The organism is Cytobacillus sp. FSL R7-0696 (genome assembly GCF_038006865.1).
Lineage (GTDB): Bacteria > Bacillota > Bacilli > Bacillales > Cytobacillaceae > Cytobacillus > Cytobacillus kochii.
The window spans coordinates 3,968,082-3,994,659 of the sequence record NZ_JBBOWA010000001.1; the positions used below are offsets into that span (position 1 = coordinate 3,968,082).

General features: G+C 36.4%; 25 protein-coding genes and 2 riboswitches. Of the genes, 22 read left to right on the forward strand and 3 right to left on the reverse strand.

What is annotated here, in order from left to right:
- The first annotated feature begins 240 nt into the window (after window positions 1-240).
- The 12 genes from MKX29_RS20310 (at window position 241) to dacB (ending at window position 12,130) form a co-directional block, all read left to right on the forward strand.
- Window positions 241-1,011: a DeoR/GlpR family DNA-binding transcription regulator gene (locus MKX29_RS20310; protein ID WP_289433851.1), complete on the forward strand. Its 771-nt coding sequence runs from the start codon at window positions 241-243 to the stop codon at window positions 1,009-1,011.
- Between the two features lie 64 nt (window positions 1,012-1,075).
- On the forward strand, window positions 1,076-1,267 hold the full coding sequence (locus tag MKX29_RS20315; RefSeq protein WP_341107362.1) for a hypothetical protein: 192 nt from the start codon (window positions 1,076-1,078) through the stop codon (window positions 1,265-1,267).
- A 61-nt stretch (window positions 1,268-1,328) separates the two neighbouring features.
- Complete coding sequence (locus MKX29_RS20320) at window positions 1,329-2,081, forward strand: ABC transporter ATP-binding protein (protein ID WP_251161667.1); 753 nt, start codon at window positions 1,329-1,331, stop codon at window positions 2,079-2,081.
- A complete protein-coding gene (locus tag MKX29_RS20325; RefSeq protein ID WP_341107365.1) occupies window positions 2,074-3,696 on the forward strand; it encodes an ABC transporter permease subunit in 1,623 nt (540 codons plus the stop codon). Before MKX29_RS20320 ends, MKX29_RS20325 begins: the two co-directional genes overlap by 8 nt.
- A gap of 16 nt (window positions 3,697-3,712) precedes the next feature.
- Complete coding sequence (locus MKX29_RS20330) at window positions 3,713-4,702, forward strand: extracellular solute-binding protein (RefSeq protein WP_251161665.1); 990 nt, start codon at window positions 3,713-3,715, stop codon at window positions 4,700-4,702.
- Between the two features lie 14 nt (window positions 4,703-4,716).
- A complete protein-coding gene (phnW, locus tag MKX29_RS20335) occupies window positions 4,717-5,808 on the forward strand; it encodes a 2-aminoethylphosphonate--pyruvate transaminase (RefSeq protein WP_251161664.1) in 1,092 nt (363 codons plus the stop codon).
- A complete protein-coding gene (gene phnX, locus MKX29_RS20340; protein ID WP_251161663.1) occupies window positions 5,808-6,626 on the forward strand; it encodes a phosphonoacetaldehyde hydrolase in 819 nt (272 codons plus the stop codon). Before phnW ends, phnX begins: the two co-directional genes overlap by 1 nt.
- Window positions 6,616-7,974 (forward strand): (R)-1-hydroxy-2-aminoethylphosphonate ammonia-lyase, encoded by a 1,359-nt coding sequence (gene pbfA, locus MKX29_RS20345; protein ID WP_341107369.1) that lies wholly within the window; start codon window positions 6,616-6,618, stop codon window positions 7,972-7,974. Before phnX ends, pbfA begins: the two co-directional genes overlap by 11 nt.
- A 280-nt stretch (window positions 7,975-8,254) precedes the next feature.
- Window positions 8,255-8,761: a G/U mismatch-specific DNA glycosylase gene (gene mug, locus MKX29_RS20350; RefSeq protein WP_251161661.1), complete on the forward strand. Its 507-nt coding sequence runs from the start codon at window positions 8,255-8,257 to the stop codon at window positions 8,759-8,761.
- Window positions 8,762-8,922: 161 nt separating this feature from the next.
- Window positions 8,923-9,885: a S8 family peptidase gene (locus MKX29_RS20355; protein ID WP_341107372.1), complete on the forward strand. Its 963-nt coding sequence runs from the start codon at window positions 8,923-8,925 to the stop codon at window positions 9,883-9,885.
- Between the two features lie 200 nt (window positions 9,886-10,085).
- On the forward strand, window positions 10,086-10,397 hold the full coding sequence (locus tag MKX29_RS20360; protein ID WP_095373183.1) for an MGMT family protein: 312 nt from the start codon (window positions 10,086-10,088) through the stop codon (window positions 10,395-10,397).
- Between the two features lie 248 nt (window positions 10,398-10,645).
- Complete coding sequence (dacB, locus tag MKX29_RS20365; protein ID WP_341107374.1) at window positions 10,646-12,130, forward strand: D-alanyl-D-alanine carboxypeptidase/D-alanyl-D-alanine endopeptidase; 1,485 nt, start codon at window positions 10,646-10,648, stop codon at window positions 12,128-12,130.
- An 88-nt stretch (window positions 12,131-12,218) separates the two neighbouring features.
- On the opposite strand, the gene MKX29_RS20370 is transcribed toward dacB, so the two are convergent.
- Entirely contained in the window at window positions 12,219-12,752 is a 534-nt protein-coding gene (locus tag MKX29_RS20370; RefSeq protein ID WP_341107377.1) for a YceI family protein, read from the reverse strand.
- A gap of 209 nt (window positions 12,753-12,961) precedes the next feature.
- Between MKX29_RS20370 and MKX29_RS20375 the strand changes: the two genes are divergently transcribed.
- The 3 genes from MKX29_RS20375 (at window position 12,962) to MKX29_RS20385 (ending at window position 17,475) form a co-directional block, all read left to right on the forward strand.
- Complete coding sequence (locus MKX29_RS20375) at window positions 12,962-15,532, forward strand: DEAD/DEAH box helicase (RefSeq protein ID WP_341107379.1); 2,571 nt, start codon at window positions 12,962-12,964, stop codon at window positions 15,530-15,532.
- Between the two features lie 14 nt (window positions 15,533-15,546).
- Window positions 15,547-16,539: an LLM class flavin-dependent oxidoreductase gene (locus MKX29_RS20380; RefSeq protein WP_341107381.1), complete on the forward strand. Its 993-nt coding sequence runs from the start codon at window positions 15,547-15,549 to the stop codon at window positions 16,537-16,539.
- Between the two features lie 480 nt (window positions 16,540-17,019).
- The gene (locus MKX29_RS20385) at window positions 17,020-17,475 is read left to right on the forward strand and encodes a CoxG family protein (protein WP_224936552.1); all 456 of its coding nucleotides are present in this window, start codon (window positions 17,020-17,022) and stop codon (window positions 17,473-17,475) included.
- A gap of 1 nt (window position 17,476) precedes the next feature.
- Here MKX29_RS20385 and MKX29_RS20390 read toward each other — a convergent pair whose 3' ends face one another.
- Window positions 17,477-17,998 (reverse strand): ribonuclease H-like YkuK family protein, encoded by a 522-nt coding sequence (locus MKX29_RS20390; protein ID WP_412728594.1) that lies wholly within the window; start codon window positions 17,996-17,998, stop codon window positions 17,477-17,479.
- A 280-nt stretch (window positions 17,999-18,278) separates the two neighbouring features.
- Here MKX29_RS20390 and MKX29_RS20395 point away from each other — a divergent pair, with 280 nt between their 5' ends.
- The 7 genes from MKX29_RS20395 (at window position 18,279) to MKX29_RS20425 (ending at window position 25,425) form a co-directional block, all read left to right on the forward strand.
- Window positions 18,279-18,863 carry a branched-chain amino acid aminotransferase gene (locus tag MKX29_RS20395; protein WP_224936550.1) on the forward strand — a complete coding sequence of 195 codons (585 nt, stop codon included), beginning with the start codon at window positions 18,279-18,281 and terminating at the stop codon, window positions 18,861-18,863.
- Between the two features lie 123 nt (window positions 18,864-18,986).
- Complete coding sequence (locus MKX29_RS20400) at window positions 18,987-19,997, forward strand: fatty acid desaturase (RefSeq protein ID WP_251161654.1); 1,011 nt, start codon at window positions 18,987-18,989, stop codon at window positions 19,995-19,997.
- An 86-nt stretch (window positions 19,998-20,083) separates the two neighbouring features.
- Window positions 20,084-21,220, forward strand: a complete 1,137-nt coding sequence (locus tag MKX29_RS20405; RefSeq protein ID WP_251161653.1) for a sensor histidine kinase — start codon at window positions 20,084-20,086, stop codon at window positions 21,218-21,220.
- A complete protein-coding gene (locus MKX29_RS20410; RefSeq protein WP_224936547.1) occupies window positions 21,217-21,816 on the forward strand; it encodes a response regulator transcription factor in 600 nt (199 codons plus the stop codon). The genes MKX29_RS20405 and MKX29_RS20410 overlap by 4 nt, the downstream gene beginning before the upstream one ends.
- Window positions 21,817-22,235: 419 nt before the next feature.
- Window positions 22,236-23,336: a branched-chain amino acid aminotransferase gene (locus MKX29_RS20415; RefSeq protein WP_095373191.1), complete on the forward strand. Its 1,101-nt coding sequence runs from the start codon at window positions 22,236-22,238 to the stop codon at window positions 23,334-23,336.
- A 280-nt stretch (window positions 23,337-23,616) separates the two neighbouring features.
- Entirely contained in the window at window positions 23,617-24,525 is a 909-nt protein-coding gene (locus MKX29_RS20420; RefSeq protein WP_341107389.1) for a nuclease-related domain-containing protein, read from the forward strand.
- 114 nt (window positions 24,526-24,639) lie between these two features.
- Window positions 24,640-25,425 (forward strand): hypothetical protein, encoded by a 786-nt coding sequence (locus MKX29_RS20425; RefSeq protein ID WP_341107391.1) that lies wholly within the window; start codon window positions 24,640-24,642, stop codon window positions 25,423-25,425.
- Window positions 25,426-25,656: 231 nt separating this feature from the next.
- Here MKX29_RS20425 and MKX29_RS20430 read toward each other — a convergent pair whose 3' ends face one another.
- Entirely contained in the window at window positions 25,657-26,163 is a 507-nt protein-coding gene (locus tag MKX29_RS20430) for a shikimate kinase (RefSeq protein WP_224936544.1), read from the reverse strand.
- A gap of 125 nt (window positions 26,164-26,288) precedes the next feature.
- Window positions 26,289-26,396, forward strand: a riboswitch (TPP riboswitch).
- 43 nt (window positions 26,397-26,439) lie between these two features.
- A riboswitch (TPP riboswitch) is annotated at window positions 26,440-26,532 on the forward strand.
- The last annotated feature ends 46 nt before the right edge of the window (window positions 26,533-26,578 follow it).

Below are 26,578 nucleotides of genomic sequence, written 5' to 3' on the forward strand. Positions count from 1 at the left end.
AGCCGTCCAAAGCAATGTCTTTGGCGGTCTTTTTGTGTTGTTATAAGCAAACTAATAGAAGAAATATGTAAAAGCCTTTAAGCGGTTGTAAATGATATTTAAGGTTTTGTAAATGTTTGTGAGATTCTCTGACAGGATGATATACATGTGATATTCTTGCTTATATAATAAAAAACAACATAAAACAAAATAAAACAAAGTAAAACAACAAAAGAATTTTGATTAAGGGAGCAAACATGGATGTCTCTACTAGCCGAAGAAAGAAAGAAAAAGATTATGAGTTTAATCCAAGAGTTTGGGCAAGTGAAGGTTAATCAATTGGCGAAGGAATTTCATGTATCAACGGAAACCATTCGTAGATACTTAGAAGAATTATCAAATGAATATAAAATAAAAAAAGTTCATGGTGGCGCAGTCAAAGTTGAGCCTGTAAATAATGAATTGTCGATGTTTGAAAGAGAAATTCTTCATATCGAAGAAAAGAAATTGATTGGTAAGAAAGCAGCTGCTCTTGTTGAAGATGGTGATGTACTTTTCATTGATGAAGGAAGTACAACGATGCAGATGGCTGATGGTTTATTAATGAAAGAAGGCATTACAGTGATAACGAATTCCTTTCCCATCGCGATTAAATTAATGGAAAGAGAGGAGTTAAGAAGTTTCACTGGTGAACTTATCTTCTTAGGTGGACATGTTCGTAATGACCACTTCCGCACAACCGGATCTCTGGCAGAAAAAATGGCAAAAGAATTTTATGTCGATAAAGCATTTATTGCCATCGACGGTGTGGCTAATCAAGCTGGATTTACAAGTTATGACTTAGATAAATGTCTTCTATCACAAGTTTTTATCTCGCAATCAAAAAAATCTTATGTTCTAAGTGATGATTCTAAGGTGGATAAGGTAGCCAATTATAAAATCGCATCATTAGAAGAAGTGAATTACTTTATTACGAATATCGACTATTCGCACACAGTTGCCCTTACTAAAGAACAATGGATACAGAGCTAAAAGGAGAGGGATGCACTTTAGTTAGCTGATTGCAGCCCTCCTTAGTTCAGAGGAGAATGGAACAATGATCGCTCCGATGCCAGTTGCCGCACTGTTGTATCGGTTAGGATTTCTAGATGCTGATTTAATGATAAAAATGGGCGTCAAAGTAAAGGGACTTACTTCAGCAGCGATAATATTTTTTGTAGGCGGTATAAGGGTCTTTAACATGGTTAATTTTTATCATTGTGACACTTTTTATCATTCGTCTTGGTAGCTGAAAGAGAAAAATGCTCAGTTTAAAATGCTGAATTTTCTAACTATAGGGGGATTTAAATATGCTCAAACTTGAGAATGTATCTAAAAAATATCATAACAAATCAGTATTAGAAAATATTGATTTAGAAATACGACCAGGAGAAATCGTGTCACTTCTTGGTCAAAGTGGAAGTGGGAAAACAACGTTATTAAACATCATTTTAGGATTGACAAAAATGGATAGTGGTAAAATTTATTATGAGAATGAAGATTTAACGAATGTAAAGATGAAGGATAGGGGCTTTAACATTGTTTTTCAAGATTATGCATTATTTCCCCATCTAAACGCCTATGAAAATATTGTTTATGGCTTGAAGAATAAGAAATCTATGGACTCAAAGAATGAATTACACGAATATATTGATTTCCTTGAGCTCGGTCCACATTTGGACAAGAAAATCAGTCAACTATCTGGCGGGCAAAAACAAAGAGTCGCGCTTGCGAGAACGTTAGTGATGAAACCAAGAATTCTTCTATTAGATGAACCGTTAAGTGCATTAGATGGGGTGATAAAAGAGTCAATTAAAGAAAGAATCAAGTCGATTGCTAAGCAATTTCAATTGACAACCATTATTGTTACGCATGATCCGGAAGAGGCGTTAACTTTGTCAGATAAGATTTTAATTATTAATCAAGGTCATGTGTCACAATTCGGCACCCCACATGAAATCATTCATGAACCGAATAATGAATTTGTGAAAGATTTTATTCTTAAACAACTACACATTAAAAGGCAAAATATTTTTCATTTGTTTGGTGAGCAATATGCCTAATATCAAGTTGGAAATGAAGGTCATCTATATGGCTATCATCCTACTATTCTCGGTATTTCTAGTCTTGCCAATGCTGGCATTGTTCTACCGCTCCTTCCAAACAACCAATGGCCTTGAATTAACTAATTATATAAATGTACTAGCGAATGGCGAATTACTAACAGCGTTCATAAACAGTATAAAAGTTTCAGGATTAACAGCTGTCATTTCAACTGTGTTAGCGTTTATGATTGCTTACGCATTACATTGTACGAATATTGAACATCGTTATAAAAGTATCATTAAAGTCGGGATACTTATTCCTATGTTATTACCTACGATTACATACGGTTTTGCAATTATGTATTCTTTTGGTAATCAAGGATTAATCACGCAGCTCATGGGAGAACCTTTATTTAATATCTATGGATTTAATGGCTTGTTGTTAGGTTATACAATTTACACTTTACCGGCAGCCTTTCTTATTATCAATAACTCATTTATGTATATAGATAAGAGATTCATGGTTGTTTCAAAGTTGATGTTAGACGGTACTTGGAGAAGTTTTTTTCATACGATCTTACGTCCATTAACTGGAGCCATAGGTGGAGCCTTTGTACTCTCATTTATTCTAAGTTTTACTGATTATGGGATACCAGCTTCGATTGGCGGAACCTACTCGGTTGTTTCTACTCAGCTTTATCAGGTTATGCTTGGTTCAATCCCGAATTTCAGCCATGGGGCAGTCATCGCTATATTAATGCTCCTACCAGCCTTATTCGGTGTTTTTTTACTGCAATATTTAGAACGATTCAATTTCCATTATGACAAATTCACTGAGATTGAAATGGTTGAAAATAAAGGAAGAGATATTAGTTTTGCGTTATTATCTTCCATTGTCATCATTGGTATGTTATCTGTCTTTCTGGTGATGTTCATTGCACCGTTTTTAACAAGTTTTCCCTACGATTCAACTTTTACATGGAATCATCTCATCAATGTATTTCAATCAAATGACCTCATTGGTGTTTATAAGAATTCTTTAATCGTTGCTCTTTTTACGACATTCTTTGGGATATTGATAGCCTACAGTTCAGCGATTATTAATGCGAGAACAAAGATAAAAGGAAAAGGCGCGTTTGATATTGTTTCAATGATTACAAATACCTTGCCTGGTATGGTACTTGGTCTATCGTATCTATTACTTTTTAATAATAGCAGTCTAAAAGGCACATTTATTATTATTATTGTATGCAATATTGTCCACTACTACACAACGCCTTACTTAATGGCGAAAAATTCTCTATCTAAGATGAACCCGACATGGGAGACAACGGGAGGATTACTGGGAGATAGTTGGTTTAAAACGATTTACAGAGTGATTCTGCCAAACTCTTGGGGCACAGTGATAGAAATGTTTAGTTATTATTTTATCAATGCGATGGTCACGATTAGCGGCATTATTTTTCTCGTATCTGCTCAAACATCGCTTGTTTCAAGTAAGATCAAAGAACTACAGCACTTTGCTAAATTTAATGACATTTTTGTACTATCTTTACTGATCTTCTTCACTAATCTCATTATCAAACTACTCTGTGATTATTTACAAAAAAGAAGATCATTAAAAAACATATAAAAGTGAGGGATGTAACATGAGAAAAAATAAAAAATGGTTCACACTCTTGTCAGTTGCTATCGTCATGATTCTAGCTGGATGTGGAGGGGAGGCAGCAAGTGGTGACAGTAATCAAGTCGTGATCTTATCAAATGGTGATGAAGAAGCAGTAAACGTGATGGAAGAAACATTAAACGATGCTGGCTTTGAAGGAGACTATTTAATTCAATCATTAGGAACATCAGAATTAGGAGGAAAATTATTAGCAGAAGGGAAAAGTATCGAAGCAGATATCGTCACAATGAGCTCTTACTTTTTAGAAAGTGCTGAAAAGCAACATGACATGTTTAAGGAATTAAGTTTTGATACAAGTAGTTTAGAAGAATATCCTGACTTTTATACTCCTTTATTAGCTAATACTGGTTCATTATTTTATAACACTTCTCTTTTAGAGCAAAAAGGGCTAGAAGTACCGACCTCAATAAAAGAGTTGGCAGAACCGCAATACGAAGGCTTAGTGTCAATCCCTAATATTATGGATTCTTCCACAGGATGGATGCTTATTCAGGCAATAATTAGTGAATATGGAGAAGAAACTGGTAAGAATGTAATGGCTGGTATTATAAAAAATGCAGGGCCCCATTTAGAAAGTTCAGGTTCTGGTTCTATTAAAAAGGTGCAAGCAGGGGAAGTGGCGGTTGGATTTGGTTTGCGTCATCAAGCGGTTGCTGCAAAAACGGAAGGCGCACCCATTGATTTTATCGATCCAACAGAAGGGAACTTCTCAACTACAGAATCGATTGCTGTCATTGATAAAGGTGAAGGGCAAAAAGAATTAGCGGAAGAAATGGCTGAAGTTCTGGTAAAAGAAGCGAGAGAAGGTTTAATCGACTATTATCCAGTTGCTTTATACGATGGCGAGACGGTTGCAGATGAAAATATTGCTAGCAATCAAAAAATATTCCCAGAACCAATGACAGTAGAGTTATTAGAGAAACATCAAGCATTCTTTAATTCAGCTAAATAAAGGAGAGTTTACGAATGAAACAATATAAATTATTAACACCAGGTCCATTAACAACGACAGAGACGGTTAAAAGAGAAATGTTGTTTGATCGTTGTACTTGGGATGATGATTATAAGCAAATTACGCAAAAAATTCGCACAGATTTATTAAAACTTGCTCATGCAGAAAATGATGACTATACCGTTGTCTTGATGCAAGGAAGCGGCACTTTTACAGTGGAATCAGTTATGACTTCTGCTTTTAGTAAAGAAGATAAAGCATTGATTATTACGAACGGTGCCTATGGTGAGAGGATTGTCAAAATCGCCAACTATATTGGTATCAAGCATACGCATTACGCTGTAGCCTATAATGAATATCCGAAAGAAGCAGAGATTAGAAATTTATTATCTTTAGATAACGAAATTACACATATCGTCATGGTCCATTGTGAAACAACGACAGGTATTCTTAATCCACTTGAGATGATCGCCAACGTTGCTAAAGAAACAAATAAAACATTAATTATTGATGCAATGTCAAGCTTTGGCGGAATGGAAATTGATATACCTGCACTTGGAATTGACTTCTTAATAAGCAGTGCGAACAAATGTATACAAGGAGTGCCAGGGTTTGGATTTGTGATTGCTAAAAGAGAGAAAATCACCTCTTGTAAAGGTAATGCACGAAGCCTTTCACTCGATTTATATGATCAATGGGTAGCGATGGACAAAGATGGTAAATGGCGCTATACTTCACCAACTCATGTCGTTGCTGCTTTCGGGAAGAGCTTGGATGAACTGGACACAGAAGGAGGGATTCCTGCTCGTGAACAACGATACCGAAATAATAATCAGTTATTAAGGAAGAGAATGAAAGCCATTGGATTTGATACATATATTAGTGAGGACAAACAATCACCAATTATTACTTCCTTTATTTATCCGAACGATCAATTTAGTTTTCAAGCTTTCTATGATTATATGAAAGAACATGGGTTTGTTATTTATCCAGGAAAACTAACTGATGAAGATACTTTTAGAATGGGCAATATTGGCGAAATTTACGAAGAAGATATTAACCGTTTATGTGATATTATCGAAAACTATTTGGGAGTGAAAGCATAATGAAGAAAATAGAAGCAGTGATATTTGATTGGGCGGGTACGACAGTAGATTTTGGTTGTTTTGCACCTGTAAATGTCTTTATTGATATTTTTAAAGATGCGGGTATTGAGGTGACGATGGCAGAGGCGAGAGAACCAATGGGCATGCTAAAGATCGATCATATTCGCGCCATGCTGTCGATGCCCCGGATTGCATGTCTTTGGGAAGAACAAAATGGCAAGCCATTCACTGAAACAGATGTAGAAAGGTTGTATAGCAAATTCGAACCGGCTTTATTGCAGTCATTAGCTCATTTTACTGATCCGATAGCTGGTGTGGTCGAAACGGTTAAAGAGCTAAGAGCATATGGTTTGAAAATAGGGTCAACGACAGGATATACGAGCACAATGATGGATATTGTTGTACCCTTAGCAAAGGAAAAAGGCTATACACCTGATTGTTACTTTACAGCTGATGATACCGATTCGTACGGTCGACCGTATCCGTTTATGATCTTTAAAAACTTGCAGGCATTAAAAGTATCAAGTGTCAAAAACGTCGTGAAGGTTGGAGACACGATTTCAGATATGAAAGAAGGTGCACAAGCCGGCGTATGGACGGTTGGGGTGATAGTTGGTAGTTCTGAAATGGGCTTATCAGCCAATGAGTTTAACAAATTATCTGAAGAGGAACAACGGAAAGAAATGGCACGAACAAAAGAAGCCTTTATAAGCGCAGGGGCTGATTTTACAATTGAGACAATGACAGAATTACCTTCACTGATAGAAACAATTAATCTTCAAGTATCCGGGAAGGAAAGGGAAGCGATTGAAAAATAAAGAAGCACTTCACCGTGAAGGAGACGTGAATAATAGCCCTTCACGGCTGAGATGGAATCATTCACTTGATCAGATAAGTCGAGAAACACTTTGTCGCGACGAAGCGGTCTTTATAAGGCAATCGATGTCGACTCCTTGTCTACAAACCGTTGTTGACTCAGACGGTTGCTACTTAATCGATCGAGAGGGAAAACGTTATTTAGACTTCCATGGCAATAGCTTGCATCAAGTCGGCTATAAAAATCCGTACGTGATTGAAGCTATCACGAAACAAATGAGTACTTTGCCTTTTATTCCGCGGAGATTTACTGCTGACATTGCGATAGAGGCTGGAGAAAGGTTAATAGAGAAGACGATCTCAAAAGATTTCAAGGTATTATTCGTTCCCTCAGGCAGTGCAGCAGTAGGGCTTGCTATGAAAATTGCTAGAAAAGTGACTGGCAATCATAAAGTGATTTCCATGTGGGAGTCATTTCATGGGGCAGGCTTAGATGCAATCTCTGCGGGAGGAGAGTCTGTATTTAAAAACGGTATTGGTCCGATGTTGCCTGGGATGATTAAAGTAATGCCCTACCAGTCCTACCGGAATGTCTTTGGTGCAAGCTCACCAGAAGATATCGCTGAAAAGTCGTTAAATTATCTGGAGTATGTGATTATAAATGAAGGGAATATTAGTTGCATCTTACTAGAGCCAATTAGAGCAACAGACACGCATATTCCTCCACGATCTTATTTTAAAAGGTTAAGAAAAATATGTGACGAACATGGAATCCTACTCATTTTTGATGAGATTCCAACCGCCTTTTACCGAAGCGGTGAATGTTATGTGCATCAATTATATGATATCGAGCCAGATATCCTTGTATTGGGAAAAGGTTTAGGCGGAGGCATCGTGCCACAAGCTGCCGTTTTAGTGAAAAAAGTGCTTGATACGGCGGCAGATGTTTCACTCGGTCATTATACACATGAAAAGCCAGCAATAGGCAGTGCGGCTATCGTTGCCATGCTTAACTATATTGACGATTACAGGTTAAAAGAAAATAGTTTGAGCCAATCTCAATTCATGGCGGCTAAGTTAAAGAAGCTAGCGGAGGAGTATACTTGCATTGGGGATTTGCGAATCTGTGGATTGTTAATAACGATCGAGCTTGTTAAAAGCCGAGTCACAAAAGAAAAAGATGAGCAGTTGACCGAGTTTCTTCTCTACTATTGTTTACAACATGGACTATCGTTTAAAGTAGCAGCTGGCAATTGCATCACATGGCATCCACCCCTCATCATCAAAGAAAAAGAAGCAAGCTTAGCTATTGAGTTACTGGAGAATGGCTTGAGAGCATATCATGCATAAAAACCTCTCATTTTTAGAGAGGTTTTTTTGTCTTCTGCATGCATAGTGCAACATCATAAAAATTAGGAATCGTCTAAACAGCACTTAAAATGATGAAAATGATTGTCGGGATAATCACTGTCCATTTTTAAGATTGTGAACGTCTTTTTTTCTAGAACATTCATACAAGCAATTGATCATTTTTTCCTTCTACTATAAATAAATTGTAGATTGTATCAATGCAAAAATAATCATTTACATGCTATGGTTATTGTATGAAAAAATAAAGGAGTAAAGATAAATGAAACCGATAGATGATCATCTTAAAAAGGATTTAAAAGTCATATTTATTGGGTTTAACCCGAGCGTAAAGTCTGCAGAAACTGGATATCATTATGCCAATCGTCATAATCGGTTTTGGAAAATCCTCTATCAATCTGGACTGACTGAGCGGATTTACTTACCAGAAGAAAATCATCAATTACTTCAATTAGGATATGGTTTAACAAATATCGTCTCAAGACCAACTAAAGCGGCCGGCGATATTACGAAGGAAGAATATCAAGCAGGTAGATTAGAACTATTAGAAAAACTAGAAACATATCAACCTGAAGTGGCCTGTTATGTAGGGAAAGGTGTATATCAAGAATTTAGTAAGAAAAAGAAGGTATCTTGGGGGTTTCAGAGCGAATCGGTTGTACCTGGTGTAATTGATTTTGTTGCACCTTCGTCAAGCGGGCTTGTAAGAATGAAAATAGATGAAATTGTAGATATCTATAAACAATTGAGGGAAATGTTACGGAAGTAAAAAACAGGAAAAAAGACCGAGAGAAAAAAAGGTCTAATTTCTTTCAGAATATTTAATCTTTTGTTATAATAATGATACAACTTGTATCGCTTCAAAATTCTCTTGTCTATGCGTTGAAGGGACCAAATGGTTTTCACGATTATGTTAGGGAGGGATAAAGGATGAAGCAATTAGTTAGAGTAATGCCTTACACAGTCAATGATCAAGTGACAGATGTCAATGAAACACCGCAAGGAATACAATTGATTCAGGCACCTGAGATTTGGAAAGAGACGAAAGGAAAAGGCATGAAGGTGGCAATATTAGATACAGGTTGTGACATGGACCACCCCGATTTAAAAGCGAGAATTATAGGTGGTAGAAACTTTACAGACGATGATGGGAGTTCACCAGATATCTTAGATGACCATAATGGTCACGGCACACATGTTGCTGGTACAATTGCTGCTACTGCTAATGAATCAGGAGTAATTGGAGTAGCCCCGGAAGCAGATTTGTTAATTGTAAAAGTATTGAACAAAGATGGATCTGGTCAATATGATTGGATTATAAATGGAATATTGTATGCGGTTGAACAGAAAGTAGATATTATATCGATGTCACTAGGTGGCCCTGAAGATGTTCCAGAACTACATGAAGCGATACAAAAAGCCGTCGGAGAAAATATTCTTGTTGTTTGTGCAGCTGGGAATGAAGGTGACGGGGATGATAATACCGATGAGCTTGCTTATCCAGGTTCATATAATGAAGTCATTAGTGTTGGAGCCGTTAATTTAAACCGCGAATCATCTCCTTTCAGCAATTCTCATACCGAAATTGATTTGGTCGCTCCTGGTGAAGAAATATTATCTACTTTTTTAAATGGTAAATATGCAAAACTAAGCGGTACATCAATGGCCGCACCACACGTCGCAGGGGCTTTGGCGTTAATAAAAGATTTATCTCAAGTTACATTTGAAAGAGATTTCTCAGAGCCTGAGTCATATGCGCAATTGATTAGAAGAACTGTTCCGCTGGGCTATTCGCCAAAATTAGAAGGAAACGGTCTCCTTTATTTAACTGTACCAGAACATTTAAATCGTGTATTAACTGAAGTAGTAAAAAATAGATTAGTAAAAAGTTAATATATTGATTGTATTAAAAACAAGAACAAATTCTGCTTCTTTGAATTTGTTCTTGTTATTTTTTGTCTAATAAGTTTCTCTAGGCATGGTTTTTTTATTTTATTGATTACATGTATTTTATGATGAATGAATTGAGACTATGTTATGATCCTTTAGTTTATTATACTAGTAACAAAACGAGCGCGTTTGGAGGAAAGGATATGCAGCCATTTACAGCAACAGTGATTAAAATAATTAAAGAAATCCCTAAAGGAAGAGTAATGAGCTATGGACAAATCGCAACATATGCTGGTAGCCCCCGTGGTGCAAGGCAAGTTGTTCGCATTCTCCATTCAATGAGTCATAAATATGGTTTGCCCTGGCATAGAGTGGTCAATAAAGTAGGTGAAATTAGACTAAATGATAGCCACCAAGCCGATATGCAAAAAGAGTTACTTGAACAAGAAGGTGTTTTCTTTATACAGGCTCATCAAGTGGATATGAGTCGCTCACAGTATGACCGCGCCAAGTGAAGCACTAACACACAGTCAAGGTTTGTTCTCTATCTTTCCTCTTTTTTTCCCCTAAGTATGCCTAGTTTTGCTGAAAGAAATGATTGACTAGTCATTGCTACCTATTTAGGACAGAAGGAAAAACACATCCATTCACTTACAGGAGAAAAATGAAGAAAAAGCGAAGTTCAATACATATAGATGTAGTTTTTTGTCAATCTATGTAGGAGAAATGTAGACAGGAAGAAAATAGGAGGGGATGAGGAAAAATGAAAAAAGCTTTAGTGAGTTTGTTGACGGTTGTACTATTATTTTCAATTGCCTATACACCGTTTCAATCAGCAGTGGAACCTAAAGTTTCGGCTAATGAAGAAGGAGATGAGTTAGTTCAGAAGCTTAATCGACTTATTAACAATGATCCACTGTTAGCGGGAGCTCTTGCTGGTGTAAGCGTGAGGAGCGCAGAAGAAGGGGAGATTGTTTATGAACATATAGCTGATACTAGATTACGACCAGCTTCTAATATGAAACTATTAACAGCAGCAGCAGCACTGTCAGTATTAGGTGAAGATTATCGTTTTAAAACAGAATTATTATCGAAGGGCCAGCAACGGGGCTCTGTCCACCATGGGGATATTTATTTAAAGGGGTATGGCGACCCTACTTTATTGAAAGAAGATTTTACTAACATGGCTAAAGCATTAAAAAAACAAGGTATTAAAATGATTAAGGGTCAACTTATTGCAGATGATAGTTGGTATGATGATGAACGTTTGTCAGAAGATATCATCTGGAAAGATGAGAGTTATTATTATGGTGCGCAAATATCAGCATTGACTGTAAGTCCGAATGAAGATTATGATGCTGGAAGTGTGATTGTCGAGGTAAAACCAGGTAAACAAGAGGGGAAAAAGCCAGAAATAACTCTGCAGCCGAACAATAAATATGTCAAAATCAACAATAACGCTAAAACCGTTGGTACATCAGATAAAAAAGAAATTGATATTGTAAGAGAACATGGTACAAATGAGATAACCATCACTGGGACGATTCCTATAGAAGCTACATCTAGTAGAGAGTGGATTGCCATATGGGAGCCAACACAGTATGCTTTAGAGTTATTAAAGGATTCTTTAGCAGATGAAGGTATTAAAATACATGGTGGCGTTAGGGTAGGAGTCGCACCTAATCAAACAGAAGTGTTGTATGAACAACAATCCATGCCGTTAAAGGAATTGCTCATTCCCTTTATGAAGTTAAGTAATAATACACATGCCGAAATCTTAATCAAAGAAATGGGAAAAGTGGTTAAAAATGAAGGCAGTTGGGATGCGGGATTAGAAGTTTTAACAGATGAATTGAAGGCTTGGGGAATCAATCAAGATACCATGCTTTTAAGAGACGGATCAGGCATCTCTCATGTCACTTTATTACCAGCTAACGAGCTTTCCAAACTCTTATACGAAGTACAGAAGGAATCTTGGTTTGATGTGTATTTTCATTCATTACCAGTAGCTGGTCATGCGGACAGAATGGTAGGGGGAACATTAAGAAATCGACTGAAAAACTCTCCAGCTGAGGGTCATGTTTATGCAAAAACAGGATCGATTTCAACTGTTAGCTCGCTTTCAGGCTATGTGGATAACAAGTCAGGAGAAAGATATGTATTTTCTATTATATTGAATAATATGGTAGATGGATCAAAAGGGAAAATCATTGAAGATAAAATTGCTACCATTTTAGCTGAACAATAAACTACGCTCTATCATTACAAAAACGCTTGGGTGCTGGACACCAAGCGTTTTGTAATCGTCTTTATTTTAAATAAGATTCGGATAAAAATTACTCACCCTTGCTAGCCTGAACATCTAAACTAATTTTGATTTTGTCTCCGACAAGAACGCCACCCGTTTCTAATGTAGAGTTCCATGTTAAGCCATAATCATTTCTGCTGACTGATCCAGTTACGTTAAATCCAGCTTTTGTATTTCCCCATGGATCAATTCCCGTTCCTTCAAATTCGACTGTAAGCGTTTCTTGTTTTGTTGTATCTTTAATCGTCAGATCGCCTGTCACGCTATATTCATCTTCCCCATTTTTCACAATATTCGTTGCTTTAAAATTAATTTTTGGATAGGTTTCAACATCGAAGAAATCTTGTGATTTTAAATGATTATCACGATCTTCGTTTTTGGTATCAATACTAGCTGAGTCGATTGTTAATGAAATATCCGCTGTTGTTAAATCTTTAGGATCAGCTTCAATAACAGCATCAAACGCTGTAAATGATCCCTTTACATTAGCAATCATCATATGTTTAACAGAAAAATCAACACTACTATGAGCTGGGTCTAACGTCCACTTTGTTTTAGCCATTTTATTTCCTCCTATATATCTTTGATTAATAAATCTCAAATTAAAAATAATTTATTTCGAAATAATTATAATCTCGCCATCCGTGTTTGTCAATTTATTTTTAAATTTTCTAATTATTTTTTCGTAGAAGTGCGATATGTTATGGTAGTGAAGTGACAAGAGTTCGTATACAATAGGAATAATATGTATTTGTTAGAGGAGTTAAAGGAATGAAGCAATTAGAGGATATCCATCGTCAAGCGATTGAATATACAAAAATGAAAATTTATGAAGATATAGATTATTATTTAGGTGCAAATGAACAAATGTTAAGTTTTTCACAATATATAAAGGATCGAGCCCCGTTTTTAGCACAAGTTTGGCAAAATGTGTGGAGTAATAAAGCGACAAACAAACTCTCTCGTTTTCATAAGAAGGAATATTTAAAGAAAAAAAACTATGTTATTGAAGATATGAATAAGAAAACGTTAAATCAAGCATTTAGGAAAGAAGTCATTGAGTTTCGTCCATTAAATGTAAATAGTTTGCTGCATTCGATTTTTGCAGATCAACCTGAAAAGTGGGCGAAGCGTTATGCTTATGCAAGAGAAAGATATCTTCAAGAAGAAAAAGAACGCCAGATCAAACAAGAAAGGTACGCCTATCAAGAATTTCTATGTGAAGAAGCAGAACAATGGTTGTCAAAAAACAGTGAAAATCTCTTTTTAACTTTAAGACACAAATTGGCTCTAAAGCTTAAAACGGATTTAACAAATCGAGTGAAGTATCATGAGACGGAATCCCGTTACTTAGAAGAGCCTTTAGTGGAAGTGGGGGCTTTTGTCGTTGATGATTACCCTCGTGTAGAAGATTTCTTTGAGGAGTTTACAGGTAATCTCCACAAAGTGATGATAAAAAATAAATGGTATTTTGAGTATGAAACATACTATTTTGAATACGAACAAATGGTAGGAGAAACTTTACATACGCTTATACAACAAGCGCTTCTATTACAACTTGGTCAAGAACATATTGATAAGTATCAATCTTTGTTCCAGCATAGTTTGACTGGAGAGAAGTTGTTAGATCTAATTGATTGGGAAGATTTAATTCCAAATGCACTAGGCCGAATCATGGAAGATTATGTGAAAGATTTATTGAAGATAGCAAATGAGGATTTTGATTTAGAAGAGCAGCGAAGCTTATATGAAATACAAGTGAAAGAAAGAAAAATGAAGCGCAAACAAGAAGAACGGGAACGGAGACAAAAAGAAGAACAACAACAAAAAATGTTGAATGATATTTTTGGCTCTGCTTATGAGAACCGAAAGAATATTTATCAGAAATTTGTTCTTCATATTGGTGAAACAAATACAGGGAAAACGTTCCAAGCGCTAGAGAAAATGAAAGCAGCCCCATCCGGGTTATATTTAGCCCCATTACGTTTGTTGGCACTTGAAGTCTATGAAAAGCTAAACAATGAAGGAACACCTTGTTCTTTAAAAACTGGAGAAGAAGAACGAGAAACCTCAGGTGCGAAACATTTAGCTTGTACGGTTGAAATGTTTTATGAGAAAGATGATTATGATGTCATTGTTATAGATGAATCACAAATGATTAGTGATAAGGACCGTGGCTATGCTTGGTTTAAGGCAATCACAAAGGCAAATGCGAGAGAAGTGCATATTATTGCGAGTAAAAATGCCGAAGCTATGCTGTTGCAATTAATTGGAGATAGCAATGTTGAAATACATAGATATAAACGAGAAGCCCCTTTGGAAGTAGACAGTGAAGAGTTCACTCTAAAAAACGTAAAAGAGGGTGACGCGCTGATTTGTTTCTCACGTAAAAGGGTACTCGAAACAGCGTCTATGTTACAGAGAAAAGGTCATCAAGTGAGTATGATATATGGCAGTATGCCACCTGAAACGAGGAAGAAACAGGTTAATCGCTTTACAGCTGGTCAATCTGATGTCATTGTCTCAACAGACGCAATCGGAATGGGATTAAATTTACCGATACGACGGATTGTTTTTTTGGAAACGGAGAAATTTGATGGTACGAAACGTCGCACACTGACTTCTCAAGAAGTGAAACAGATTGCTGGGAGAGCGGGGAGAAAAGGTATTTACCCTGTAGGTAGAGTGGCCTTTTTTGACCGGATTAAGTTAATGAGTAGTTTATTATCACAAGTAGATGCTCCGATTGAAAGTTTTGCTATTGCACCTACTTCAGCCATTTTTGATCGCTTTCTTTCGTATTATCGTGATTTAGGGAAGTTTTTTGAACTCTGGGATTTATTTGAGAGTCCAAAGGGAACTAAGAAAGCAACATTAAGTGAAGAAAGGGAGCTTTATGAACTGGTTAGAGGGACAGAGATTGAGGCGAGAATGCCTTTAAAAGATTTGTACAGTTTCTTACATCTACCTTTTTCAAAAAAAGAAGCGGACTTGATTCGGCAATGGGAGCAGGCGATGTACAGTATCATTGATCATGAAGAGCTGCCTGAACCAAGGTTAAGAAACCGTAATCTTGAAGACCTTGAGTATTCATATAAAGCAATAGGTCTTCATTTACTATTTCTCTATAAATTAGGTCAACATACTGAAGCCATCTATTGGGAAAGAGTGAGGGACGATATATCTAATCATGTGTTTGAACGATTAGATGATGATATTGCAAATATGAAAAAAACATGTAAGCGTTGTGGAAAATCTTTAGCTTGGGATCATGCCTTTAACATTTGCGATGATTGCCATAAGAATCAACCGAGTAGAAGAAGACGTTACTATAAGAGGTAAACAGGAGGGATAATGTGAAGCTGAGTATTTTAGATCAATCACCAATTGCCAAAGGCAAGACGGCAAAAGAAGCACTTGAGGCCTCACTGCAGTTAGCAAAAACAGCGGATGAATTAGGCTATTACCGCTATTGGATTGCAGAGCATCATGACTTGCCTGGGCTCGCTAGTTCCTCTCCTGAAATTATGATGAGTTATATTGCATCACAAACGTCAACTATAAGGATTGGCTCGGGTGCGTTGTTACTACCGAATTATAAACCTTTTAAAGTGGCAGAGAACTTTCATTTGTTAAGCACACTTTTTCCAGGACGTATAGACCTCGGCATAGGAAGAGCACCAGGTGCATCTGCTGAAGCAAGTATTGCACTAGCAGGGAATTATTTGCAAGCTGTCAAAGAGTGGCCCCAGTCTATTGATACACTACTTGCTTTTTTAAATGACCATCATCCAGAAGACCATCTTTTTCGTAAAGTGAAGGCAAGTCCCATTCCCCCAATAAAGCCTGAAGTGTGGATGTTAGGAACAAGCCATAAAAGTGCTAGTGTAGCAGCCGAAAAAGGGTTACATTACTGTTTTGGACAATTTATGAGTGAAGCTAATGGTAGAGAGGCGATTGATCTTTTTAAAGAGAAGCGCAAGAGCGAACAACAAAATATGATGTTAACCGTCTCCGTTATTTGTGCTGAAACAGATGAAAAGGCTGAGGAAATAGCTACCTCAGTATTATTATGGCATCTCCAATCAGATGATGGAGAGAAGCAAGAAGTACCTTCAGTAGAGGAAGCAATTAAGCATCCCTATTTCATTGCAAAACAAGAAAAAGTAGCTAAGATGAAAGAAAGAATGATTATTGGTAATCCGGAAAAGGTCAAGAGAGATTTGTTAAGTCTTACAGACCAATACGGCATAGATGAAGTCATGATCGTGACAATAACACATGATTATGACGATCGTCTAAAGTCATATAAATTATTGGCTGATATGTTTAACAAACCAGTTTTTTAGAGATATAAAGGGAATGTGAAGCAACCTACACAATGTGAATTAGTGGGTTGACCACCCCCAATCTAAAGCTAATCATCGCGCTACAGACGTCTGTAGTATAGCCATTAGACGATAGCCTAAATTATGACTGCGTTATGGCTCTAATAGACAAAGTAAATCGTAGTATGATCTTTTTTTTTAGAAATTGTATAAAGATTGCACGCTATTCTTTAAAGGTGAGAGATTTAATATCGAAACTATCTACTTCGTCCATTGATTTTAATAGAATATAAGGTAGGAATGTATTCTCTTTTTTTCTGCCATTTAAAAGAGCGAACATGATGAGGTATATCGGTTTTATTAAACTGAAGCAATGTCAATTGTAAGCAAGCAGCTTTTACCTCTAGAGTTTCTAATTTGTTTTCGTTAGCATGTTTCCCTTACTGCTTGAATAGAAATAAGGCAGTAGCATCTAAGACGAGAATGAAGGAGAGAGGCATAATGGCAAGCTTTCATCATGAGAAAAAAGTAAATGTATCAATTGAACACCTATGGCAGTTTGTTAGTGATATGAACCATTGGGCACCACTTGTTCCTGGATATATAAGGCATGAAATATTAAATGAAAAAAGCTCCATCTGGGTGTTTAAAGTAGATGTCGGCTTAATGAAAAAGAAGATAGAGCTACAGGTTGATATCACTAGATGGCAGGCACCTAATAAAGTGACATTTAACTTAACAGGTATCAATGAGAAATTTAAGGGCAATGGTTTTTTCTCAAGTGTAAATTCTTCTAAAAAAGAAGTAGTGATGACGGGCTTTTTAGAGATTGTAGCTGAAGGAATGATGGCAAAAATGGCGAATGCTATTTTAGAAACCTCTCTTCCTGAAATTACAACCGAGTTAACGAATGCAGTCGCAGAGAAAGCAGAACAGCAGTATTCACTGCATCAGTAATTTATTTTGTGAATTTATTTGCATAACTAGAGGCGACATATGCCTCTGGTTTTATTTTGGCTTCCACACCAATGGATTCCATCCTTGCGACCATTTCAGCTACATATTCCTTCGTTTTATTACGAGAGCCGGCACCAATATCTAAATGGCCTTCCATCGTAAAACTTGCACCTTGGTAAATAAATGGTAAGACGATATCAATCATCTTGTTTTTCTTCTCTTCATCAAATAATGCAACAATTTCTTCAGTTAAAGAAGTTTCAAAAGAAATTCGTTCATGTAGATGAAGCATCTTTCGTGGGACGGAACATTTTCTAATACAAGCCCACGCTCCTTTTCCTGCATTTTGAATCACTATACCAGTGATAAATAAAGTATGGGCAGGATGTACTTGAGAGTCTGTTCCAACAATCAGTTTATAATTTCCTCTCGGTTGGATGTACATGAAGTGAAGAATGCGCTCAAAGACATCTTCAAATGTTAAGTTTTTCTCTTTTAAATTTTGAAAAGGAAGTATTTGCAAAGTCATCACCACATTTTTAATTTATAGTTTATGCATTCACGAACCTTCATGAATCAATTGCAGCCTATTTTATACATATGAAAGAAGTAAAGATTTTAAGATAAATTTTATGATGCTAGGTTGCAACCTAAACTGATTGAAAGGATGAGATGGCGGTTATTGGAATCATTGATAGTGGATGTTCGTCAATATGTGATTTTCCATTGTTGAAAGCATGATAGAGAGTTGTGTAGAATGTAAAGGAGTAAAACTTGCAATGAAAGACAAAGAGGTGCGAATAATGTTTAAAGAACAGTTAGTTGAAAGAATTAGACAAGCAAAAGAAAATGGAGAATTATTATTTAATGAAGAATTAAACTACGCAAAAAAGCAGAAGTTAATAGATGAAAAAGAGGAAAACGTCCTCGACCCTAAAAAGCGCTTTTTTGATAGTTATATTGAAAGAGGCGATAAAGAAACAGAAAATTTCCTTGGGACAGAATCGGCCAGTGAATTTTTTGAGCAGCCGATCACTTATTTTAAGCAACATATCAATGAATTCGTCTATGTTGAATCCGTATGGTTCGATCAACTAAATGTTGAATCACTTTCTTTTGAAGTAGATGATTTATTCCGTACTTATGATTGCTTGATTGGTTTAAAACAGCCTAAGAAAAAGGAAAAAGAAATTAAAGCCTATTTTATGTCAATCTTCACAAGTGATGAAGCACGACTCAGCCCCATGTTTAATCAAAAAGATGGCTTATGGGAAATTAACTTTACGTTGGATTATATTGAAGGATTTTCTGAAGATATGAAGATAGGCGAAGCTTTTTCACTTATTTATAAAGTTTTATTTGACCTTATAATTGAGCTTGAAGGCTGATATTAGTAGTTGGTCTTAATGGATACATGACATTTATCATGGTTGCGTGATGACACCTATGTCTTCACAGTATTTTCAGACGTCTTTATTATTAAATTATATTGAAGGAAAGGAACTTACAATATGACAAAAGAACGTTTGAAAACATTGAGAAAACAAATGCTGCCATTTGAAAAGGCGAATCGTAACAAAAGTATATATCAATTAATCAATACGCTGGTACCATTTTTTGGTTTATGGACACTTGCTTATTTTTCACTTTCCATTCATTATTTATTGACATTAGCTTTATCTGTTTTAGCGGCGGGCTTTTTAATACGTATATTTATCATCTTTCATGATTGCTGTCACAATTCATTCTTTAAAAGCCGCAAAGCGAATAAAATTGTGGGAACGATTGCTGGGATTATTACGATTTTTCCATATAGCGCTTGGGCACATGATCATTCCGTTCATCATGCAACAAGCAGTAACTTGGACAAGCGTGGGACAGGAGATATATGGTTATTGACTGTTAAAGAATATATGGATGCCTCTTTTTTAACGAAGGTTGGTTATCGACTTTACCGTAATCCAATCATTATGTTTGGATTAGGTCCGATTTACACATTTTTATTTAAAAATCGTTTTAATCGAAAGGGTGCTCGTTTACCAGAAAGATTAAATACGTATTTAACCAATGTAGGAATTGTTGCTTTATATGCTTTCATGTGTTATCTCATCGGCTGGGAAGCATTCCTACTTGTTCAAACCCCGATTTTCCTGATTTCTGGTGCAGCTGGTATTTGGTTATTCTATGTCCAGCATACATTTGAAGATTCTTATTTTGAGCCAGATAAAGAATGGGAATATGTGAGTGCAGCAATTGAAGGCAGTTCATTTTACAAATTGCCAAAACCACTGCAATGGATGACAGGAAATATTGGTTACCATCATGTACACCATCTAGCTCCAAGAGTCCCAAATTACGAATTAGAGAAAGCACATACTAACAGTGAGCAATTACAAAATGTACCGACCATTTCACTAGCAACAAGCCTAGAATCTCTTCGCTTTAAGCTTTGGGATGAAGAGAAGAAAATATTTGTCGGCTACCGTGCAGTAAAACAATACCGAAAAGTACCGGTATCTTAATAATCTGCTATAATACTGTTAAGAAACTCCTTTGTATGAAAGAAACAAAGGAGTTTTCTATTTCTACATTGAAGCGGAGGTTTACAATGTCATATCCACTTTTATATAAATTGAAAAGCTCTGGGATGACACCATACATATGGATTATCCTGACGATTCTCCCATTTTATTTTATCTTTCAATCTTCAACGACTTGGGAGATTATTGTTGGTATTATATTAACGGTCGTCTTTTTTATCACTTTTCGTTTTGCCTTTATATCTAATAAATGGCCAGTTTATATCTGGTCTCTTTTATTGATTGCAGTTTCAATGACAATGTTAATTATTTATCAGTATGTGTATTTTGCTTTTTTTATCGCTTATTATAATGGATATATAAGAAATAGAGTGGCGTTTTTTATTGTTTATATCATTCACATTGTTTCAACGACTGTAGCCATTAATTATAATATTGTTGTTAAAAGTGACATGTTTTTAAGTCAAATTCCATTTGTGATTATTATTTTAGTGAGTATGATATTGTTGCCATTTAATATCTATAATAAAAGAAAACAAGAGAGGCTAGAGAAACAATTAGAATACGCGAACCAAAGAATTGCCGACCTTGTTAAACAAGAAGAGCGTCAAAGAATTGCGCGTGACTTACATGATACACTTGGACAAAAACTCTCACTAATAGGATTAAAGAGTGATCTGGCGAGAAAGTTAATTCAAAAAGACCCAGAACAAGCAAAAGTTGAATTAAAAGATGTCCAGCAAACAGCCCGTACAGCTTTGAATGAAGTACGGAAAATGGTATCACAAATGAGAGGAATACGATTGCAGGAAGAAGTCGTTCGTATTAAAGAAATATTACAAGCAGCGCAAATGGATATGGAAATCAATGAACCTTTAAAAGAAGCTTACACATCCATTTTTATAGAGAATATTATTAGTATGTGCTTAAAAGAAGCGGTTACAAATGTAGTCAAACATAGTCGAGCGACAAAATGTTCGGTAGTAATAGAAGAACGAAATAAAGAATTAGTCGTTACTGTAAAGGATAACGGAATAGGCATTACAAATAGTGAGAAAAAAAGCTATGGTAATGGGATTAATGGCATGAAAGAACGATTAGAATTTGTCAATGGTCATTTGGACATCAGTTGTGATGAGGGCACGACAATTTCAATTATTGTCCCACTTGTCGTTAAACAAGTTGAAGGAGGAGATTTGGCATGATTCGAATTGTCATTGCAGAAGACCAAAGGATGATGTTAGGCGCACTCGGTTCTTTACTGAACCTTGAGGACGATATGCAAGTCGTTGGTCAAGCCTCCAATGGAGAAGAGGCAGTTACATTAGTGAAGGAACAAAGTCCCGATATTTGTATTATGGACATTGAAATGCCTTTAAAAACAGGGTTAGAAGCAGCTGAAGCAATTAAAAACAGTGGCATAAAGGTCATTATTTTAACCACTTTTGCAAGATCTGGATATTTTCAACGAGCGATAAAAGCAGGGGTACGGGGCTATTTATTAAAAGATAGTCCAAGTGAAGAGTTAGCTGATTCGATTCGTAGTGTTATGGCAGGCAAAAGAATTTTTGCCCCGGAACTGATGGATGATGTCTATCGAGAAGAAAATCCCTTAACAGAACGTGAGAAAGCGGTACTTGAATTAATGGCAGAAGGAAAAAGCACTAAAGAAATTGCCTCCATATTAACGATTAAAGCTGGTACAGTTCGTAATTATATCTCAGCTATATTAGAGAAGTTAGAAGTAACCAACAGAATCGAAGCCATCACAGAATCAAAAAACAAAGGCTGGTTTCATTAATGAATACTCGTGACGAGCAGGTGGTCACGAGTATTTTTGTATTTCTTGACTAATTATCTAAAAAATCAAACCTTTTTCTGCATAATATTTCATGCAAATCATTTCAATAAAAAGCTAGTTAAATCCTGTGTTTATAGGGAGATTATAAATTTGTAAGAATAATAGAAAAGTTTCAGAAACTGTGTTGACAATACTAAAAATAGGGTTCATAATATTTTAAACAATCAATGTACTTTATTAAGGAAATGTTATATTGATTTTAAGTATTAAAGTAATAAATTCTTAATATCGTATAAATTGCGAAGTAGTAGTTTAATCATCAAAGTATTTCGTTTACAATGGTGCATAATACCACAAGAAAAAGAGTAAAGATGTTTAACAGCACTTTAAATTGATCTTAGACAGGGAGTAGAGTAGAAATGAATGATTATCAGTTTGAAATCCAAAGACGTGCAACCAAAAAAGAGAAACCGGCATTTGATCAGTTGATTTTCGGTAGGAATTTTACAGATCATATGTTTGTAATGGACTATCATGCAGACAAGGGGTGGCATGATGGACGTATTGTCCCTTATGAGCCATTACAAATTGACCCGTCTGCAATGGTATTTCATTATGGCCAAAGTGTTTTCGAAGGATTAAAGGCATATTTATCTGAAGATCAGGAAGTGCTCATGTTCAGACCATATAAAAATATGGAGAGACTGAACAAATCGAACAACAGACTCTGTATTCCGCCAATTGACGAAGAACTTGCTGTTCAAGCATTAAGACAATTAATTGCAGTTGATCGTGATTGGGTTCCAAATGTAGAAGGAACATCTCTATATATTCGTCCATTTATTATTTCTACAGAACCTTATTTAGGCGTTGCTCCATCACATCAATACAAATTTATTATTATCATGTCACCAGTCGGTGCCTATTATAAAGAAGGAATTAACCCAGTGAAAATTGCTGTCCAAAGCGAATATGTTCGTGCAGTCAAAGGTGGAACGGGTAATGCCAAAACAGGAGGAAACTATGCTGCTAGCCTAAAAGCTCAAGAAGTAGCAGAACAGGAAGGATATTCACAAGTACTTTGGTTAGATGGCAAGGAAAATAAATATGTGGAAGAAGTAGGAAGCATGAATATTTTCTTTAAAATTAACGGTGAAGTCGTTACACCTGAATTGAACGGAAGCATTTTAGAAGGCGTTACAAGAAACTCTGTTATTGAACTCATTAAAGACTGGGGTATTCCTTTATCTGAGCGTCGTATCTCAATCGATGAGATCTATGAAGCACAAAAAAATGGCACGCTAGAAGAAGCATTCGGAACGGGTACTGCAGCGGTCATTTCACCTGTCGGAGAACTATTCTGGAATAACGAAAAACTGACCATTGGTGGCGGACAAACAGGTGAAATTGCCGGCAAACTTTACGAAACGCTAACAGGAATCCAAAAAGGAAAAGTAGAAGATAAATTTGGTTGGATTGTGAAGGTAGACGAAGAAAAAGCTGTTACGACAGCAATTTAATAGAAGAGAAAGAACCACTTGCCATTGATGGTAAGTGGTTTTTTAAAAGGGTTAGGCTAGAAATGTGGATAGCAGTAAAAGTGGACAAAAACTGAAAGAATAAAGACGAAGTGATGGACTTAGTGAGAAAATGGAATGACTGCATATATTAAAATCACAAAAGGGTTTTACACTTTTTAACAAGCAAATTTGTACTTTCTATTAGAGAAGTTATACAAATTGGTATTTTTTTCATGTGGAAAATTCGTTATAATAGTGTAAAAAGAAAGGATGAAGGAATTTGCCAGACCTAAAACCACTCAAACCCTCTTATCAACTCCGATTATTACGCGTGCTCCATCTTAGATCAAAATTGTCCCCTGAGAATGAACAATATCTCAAAATGTTAGAAAAAGGATATGAAGGAGAAAGTAAATGGCGAGATGATTTGCAGCAACTTTCACCAAAATTCCCCATTCTTTATGATGTATTGCTAGAAATTAATCATACATCCTTCCAAATTGATGCACTCTGTTTAACCCCTCACAAACTCATTGCTTTCGAAGTGAAAAATTATAGTGGTGATTTTTTGGTTCAGGACACTAAATGGTATTCACCAACAAACAAGGAAATTAAAAATCCCCATCTACAAATCCAAAGAAATGAAACCCTCCTACACCAATTCCTTACTAAGCACGAATTAAACATTGCATTTGATTATCTACTTGTTTTTGTTCATCCCGAGTTTATGTTATATGACCGTACAAAGAAACAAAATGTTATTCTTCCACCGCAAATTCCACGATTATTAAGAGAACTAAATCAAATAGACATTCAACACTCTCCATTTCATACAAAAATTGTTCACACTTTTTTGAGTCATCATAAAGAAGAAAAGAATTATGCTAGAAAAATCGATTATTGTACGGAGGATTTGGTAAAAGGAGTGGTTTGTCGAGAGTGCAGTGGGCAGATGAGGCGAGCGAGTTTGCGCAAATTTCATTGCTCAAAATGTAGGAGGAATATTTCATCTTATGATGCATTAAGTGAAGCAATCAATGACTTTATTATTCTTTTTCCATCAGAAAAAGTAACAAAGACGGCGATTTATGATTGGTGTGGAGGAGCAATCAGTAGTTCCGCAATACAACGATTCTTACAAGAGAAATATACACTTAATGGTGGTGGAAATTATTTTTATTATCATTAATGGGTTTTAAAAAAGAAGAAATAGTTGAATTATTTAGTAATGAAGTGAAGTAACAGTACCGTATAGATTGATCGGTATTCTGATGGGTTCAATCTACTAGTAAGCAGTTATAAGTTGAACAAAGGACTTTGTGCACAAAAAAATTTATATGACATCGCAAAAAAGGGGATAGTAAGTCACTCAATAGGAGAATCAGAGAAGAGCGCCTCGCAAAAGGGTTTAGCAAGTCACTCGGAAGGACAAACAGAGATGAGCGCCCCGCAAAAGGGATTAGTAAGTCACTCAGAAAGAAAACCAGAAATGAGCGCCTCGCAAAAGGGTTTAGCAAGTCACTCAGAAAGAAAACCAGAAATGAGCGCCCCGCAAAAGGGTTTAGCAAGTCACTCAAAAGGAGAATCAGAGATGAGCGCCCCGCAAAAGGGTTTAGCGAGTCACTCAGGAAAGAAACCAGAGATGAGCGCCCCGCAAAAGGGATTAGTAAGTCACTCGGAAGGAGAAACAGAGATGAGCGCCTCGCAAAAGGGTTTAGCAAGTCCCTCAGAAAGGAAACTAAAGATGAGCGCCTCGCAAAAGGGTTTAGCAGATCCCTCAGAAAGAAAACCAGAGATGAGCGCCCCGCAAAAGGGTTTAGCAAGTCCCTCAGAAAGGAAACTAAAGATGAGCGCTCCGCAAAAGGGGTTAGTAAGTCCCTCGGAAAGAAAACCAGAGATGAGCGCCCCGCAAAAAGGGTTAGCAAGTCCCTCAGAAAGGAAACTAAAGATGAGCGCTCCGCAAAAGGGATTAGCAAGTCCCTCAGAAGGGAAACTAAAGATGAGCGCTCCGCAAAAGGGTTTAGCAAGTCCCTCAGAAGGTAAACCAGAGATGAGCGCCCCGCAAAAGGGATTAGCAAATCACTCGTAAAGAAAATCAGAGATGAGCGCCCCGCAAAAGGGTTTAGTAAGTCCCTCGGAAAGAAAACCAGAGATAAACGCCCCGCAAAAAGGAGTTATTTAGCAATTTATTAAGAACCAAACACAAATGAAAGCCGAGCAAGGGAGTGCCCGGCTTTCATAAATTCGTTTAGGATAATGCGAAATACTTAGATAGTAGAAGAAACATCCTAATGAACCATAACCATAATCATCACTAGCTTTATCTTATCCCACTAATAATCAATTCAGCAGCTTCTTCAGCTGTTTTCCCGTCAACATTGATTTTTAGATGATATGGTTGATAATGAGCTTGTCTTTCTTTGTATAGATGATACATTTCATCAGTAGAAAGACCATTTAATTTCGGTCTTGTATCTTTAATCAATGGGTATCGGTCAAGCCACTTTTCCCATGAGAGCTCGATAAGGACAACGGTACTGTTTTGTAAACATATTTCGCGGTTCTTACTGTTTAAAAAGGCACCGCCGCCTAATGAAAGAATCTGTTTTTCTTCGGCAGATAGTTGTTCAATCAACTCGCTTTCAGCTTTTCGAAAAACTTCTTCACCATGATCAAGGAAAATTTTTGAAGTTGACATCTTGAACTGTTGTTCAATACGTTCATCCGTGTCGATTAAACCCCACTGTAATTTCTTTGCTAATTCCGTTCCTATGGATGTCTTTCCGACCCCCATAAACCCAATAAGTACAATACTCTTATCTTCCATAGACTGTCCTCCCGAATGTTATATAAATATCATATCATAACGTTTTATGTCGCAACATCGTTTCTATCCCATGTTTTTTATTTTCATTTCTATCATTTCATGTTATATTGACATCATATATTATAAGTTTTCACTGGGGGTGCCTTCACATAGAGGCTGAGATTGAATGCCGTTCAAAACCCTTTGAACCTGATCTGGTTTGTACCAGTGGAGGGAAGTGTGTCGATGTAGTCGTCCTCGCTTCCTTTTGGAAGTAGAGGATTTTTTTTATATATGAATAAATGCTAGGGGTGCCAAATACTTGGCTGAGATGAACCCTTTGAACCTGATCTAGTTAATACTAGCGTAGGGAAGCGAGTGACGTCATACATATCATGATGACCAAAGCCGCTTATACAAACTAGCGGCTTTTTTA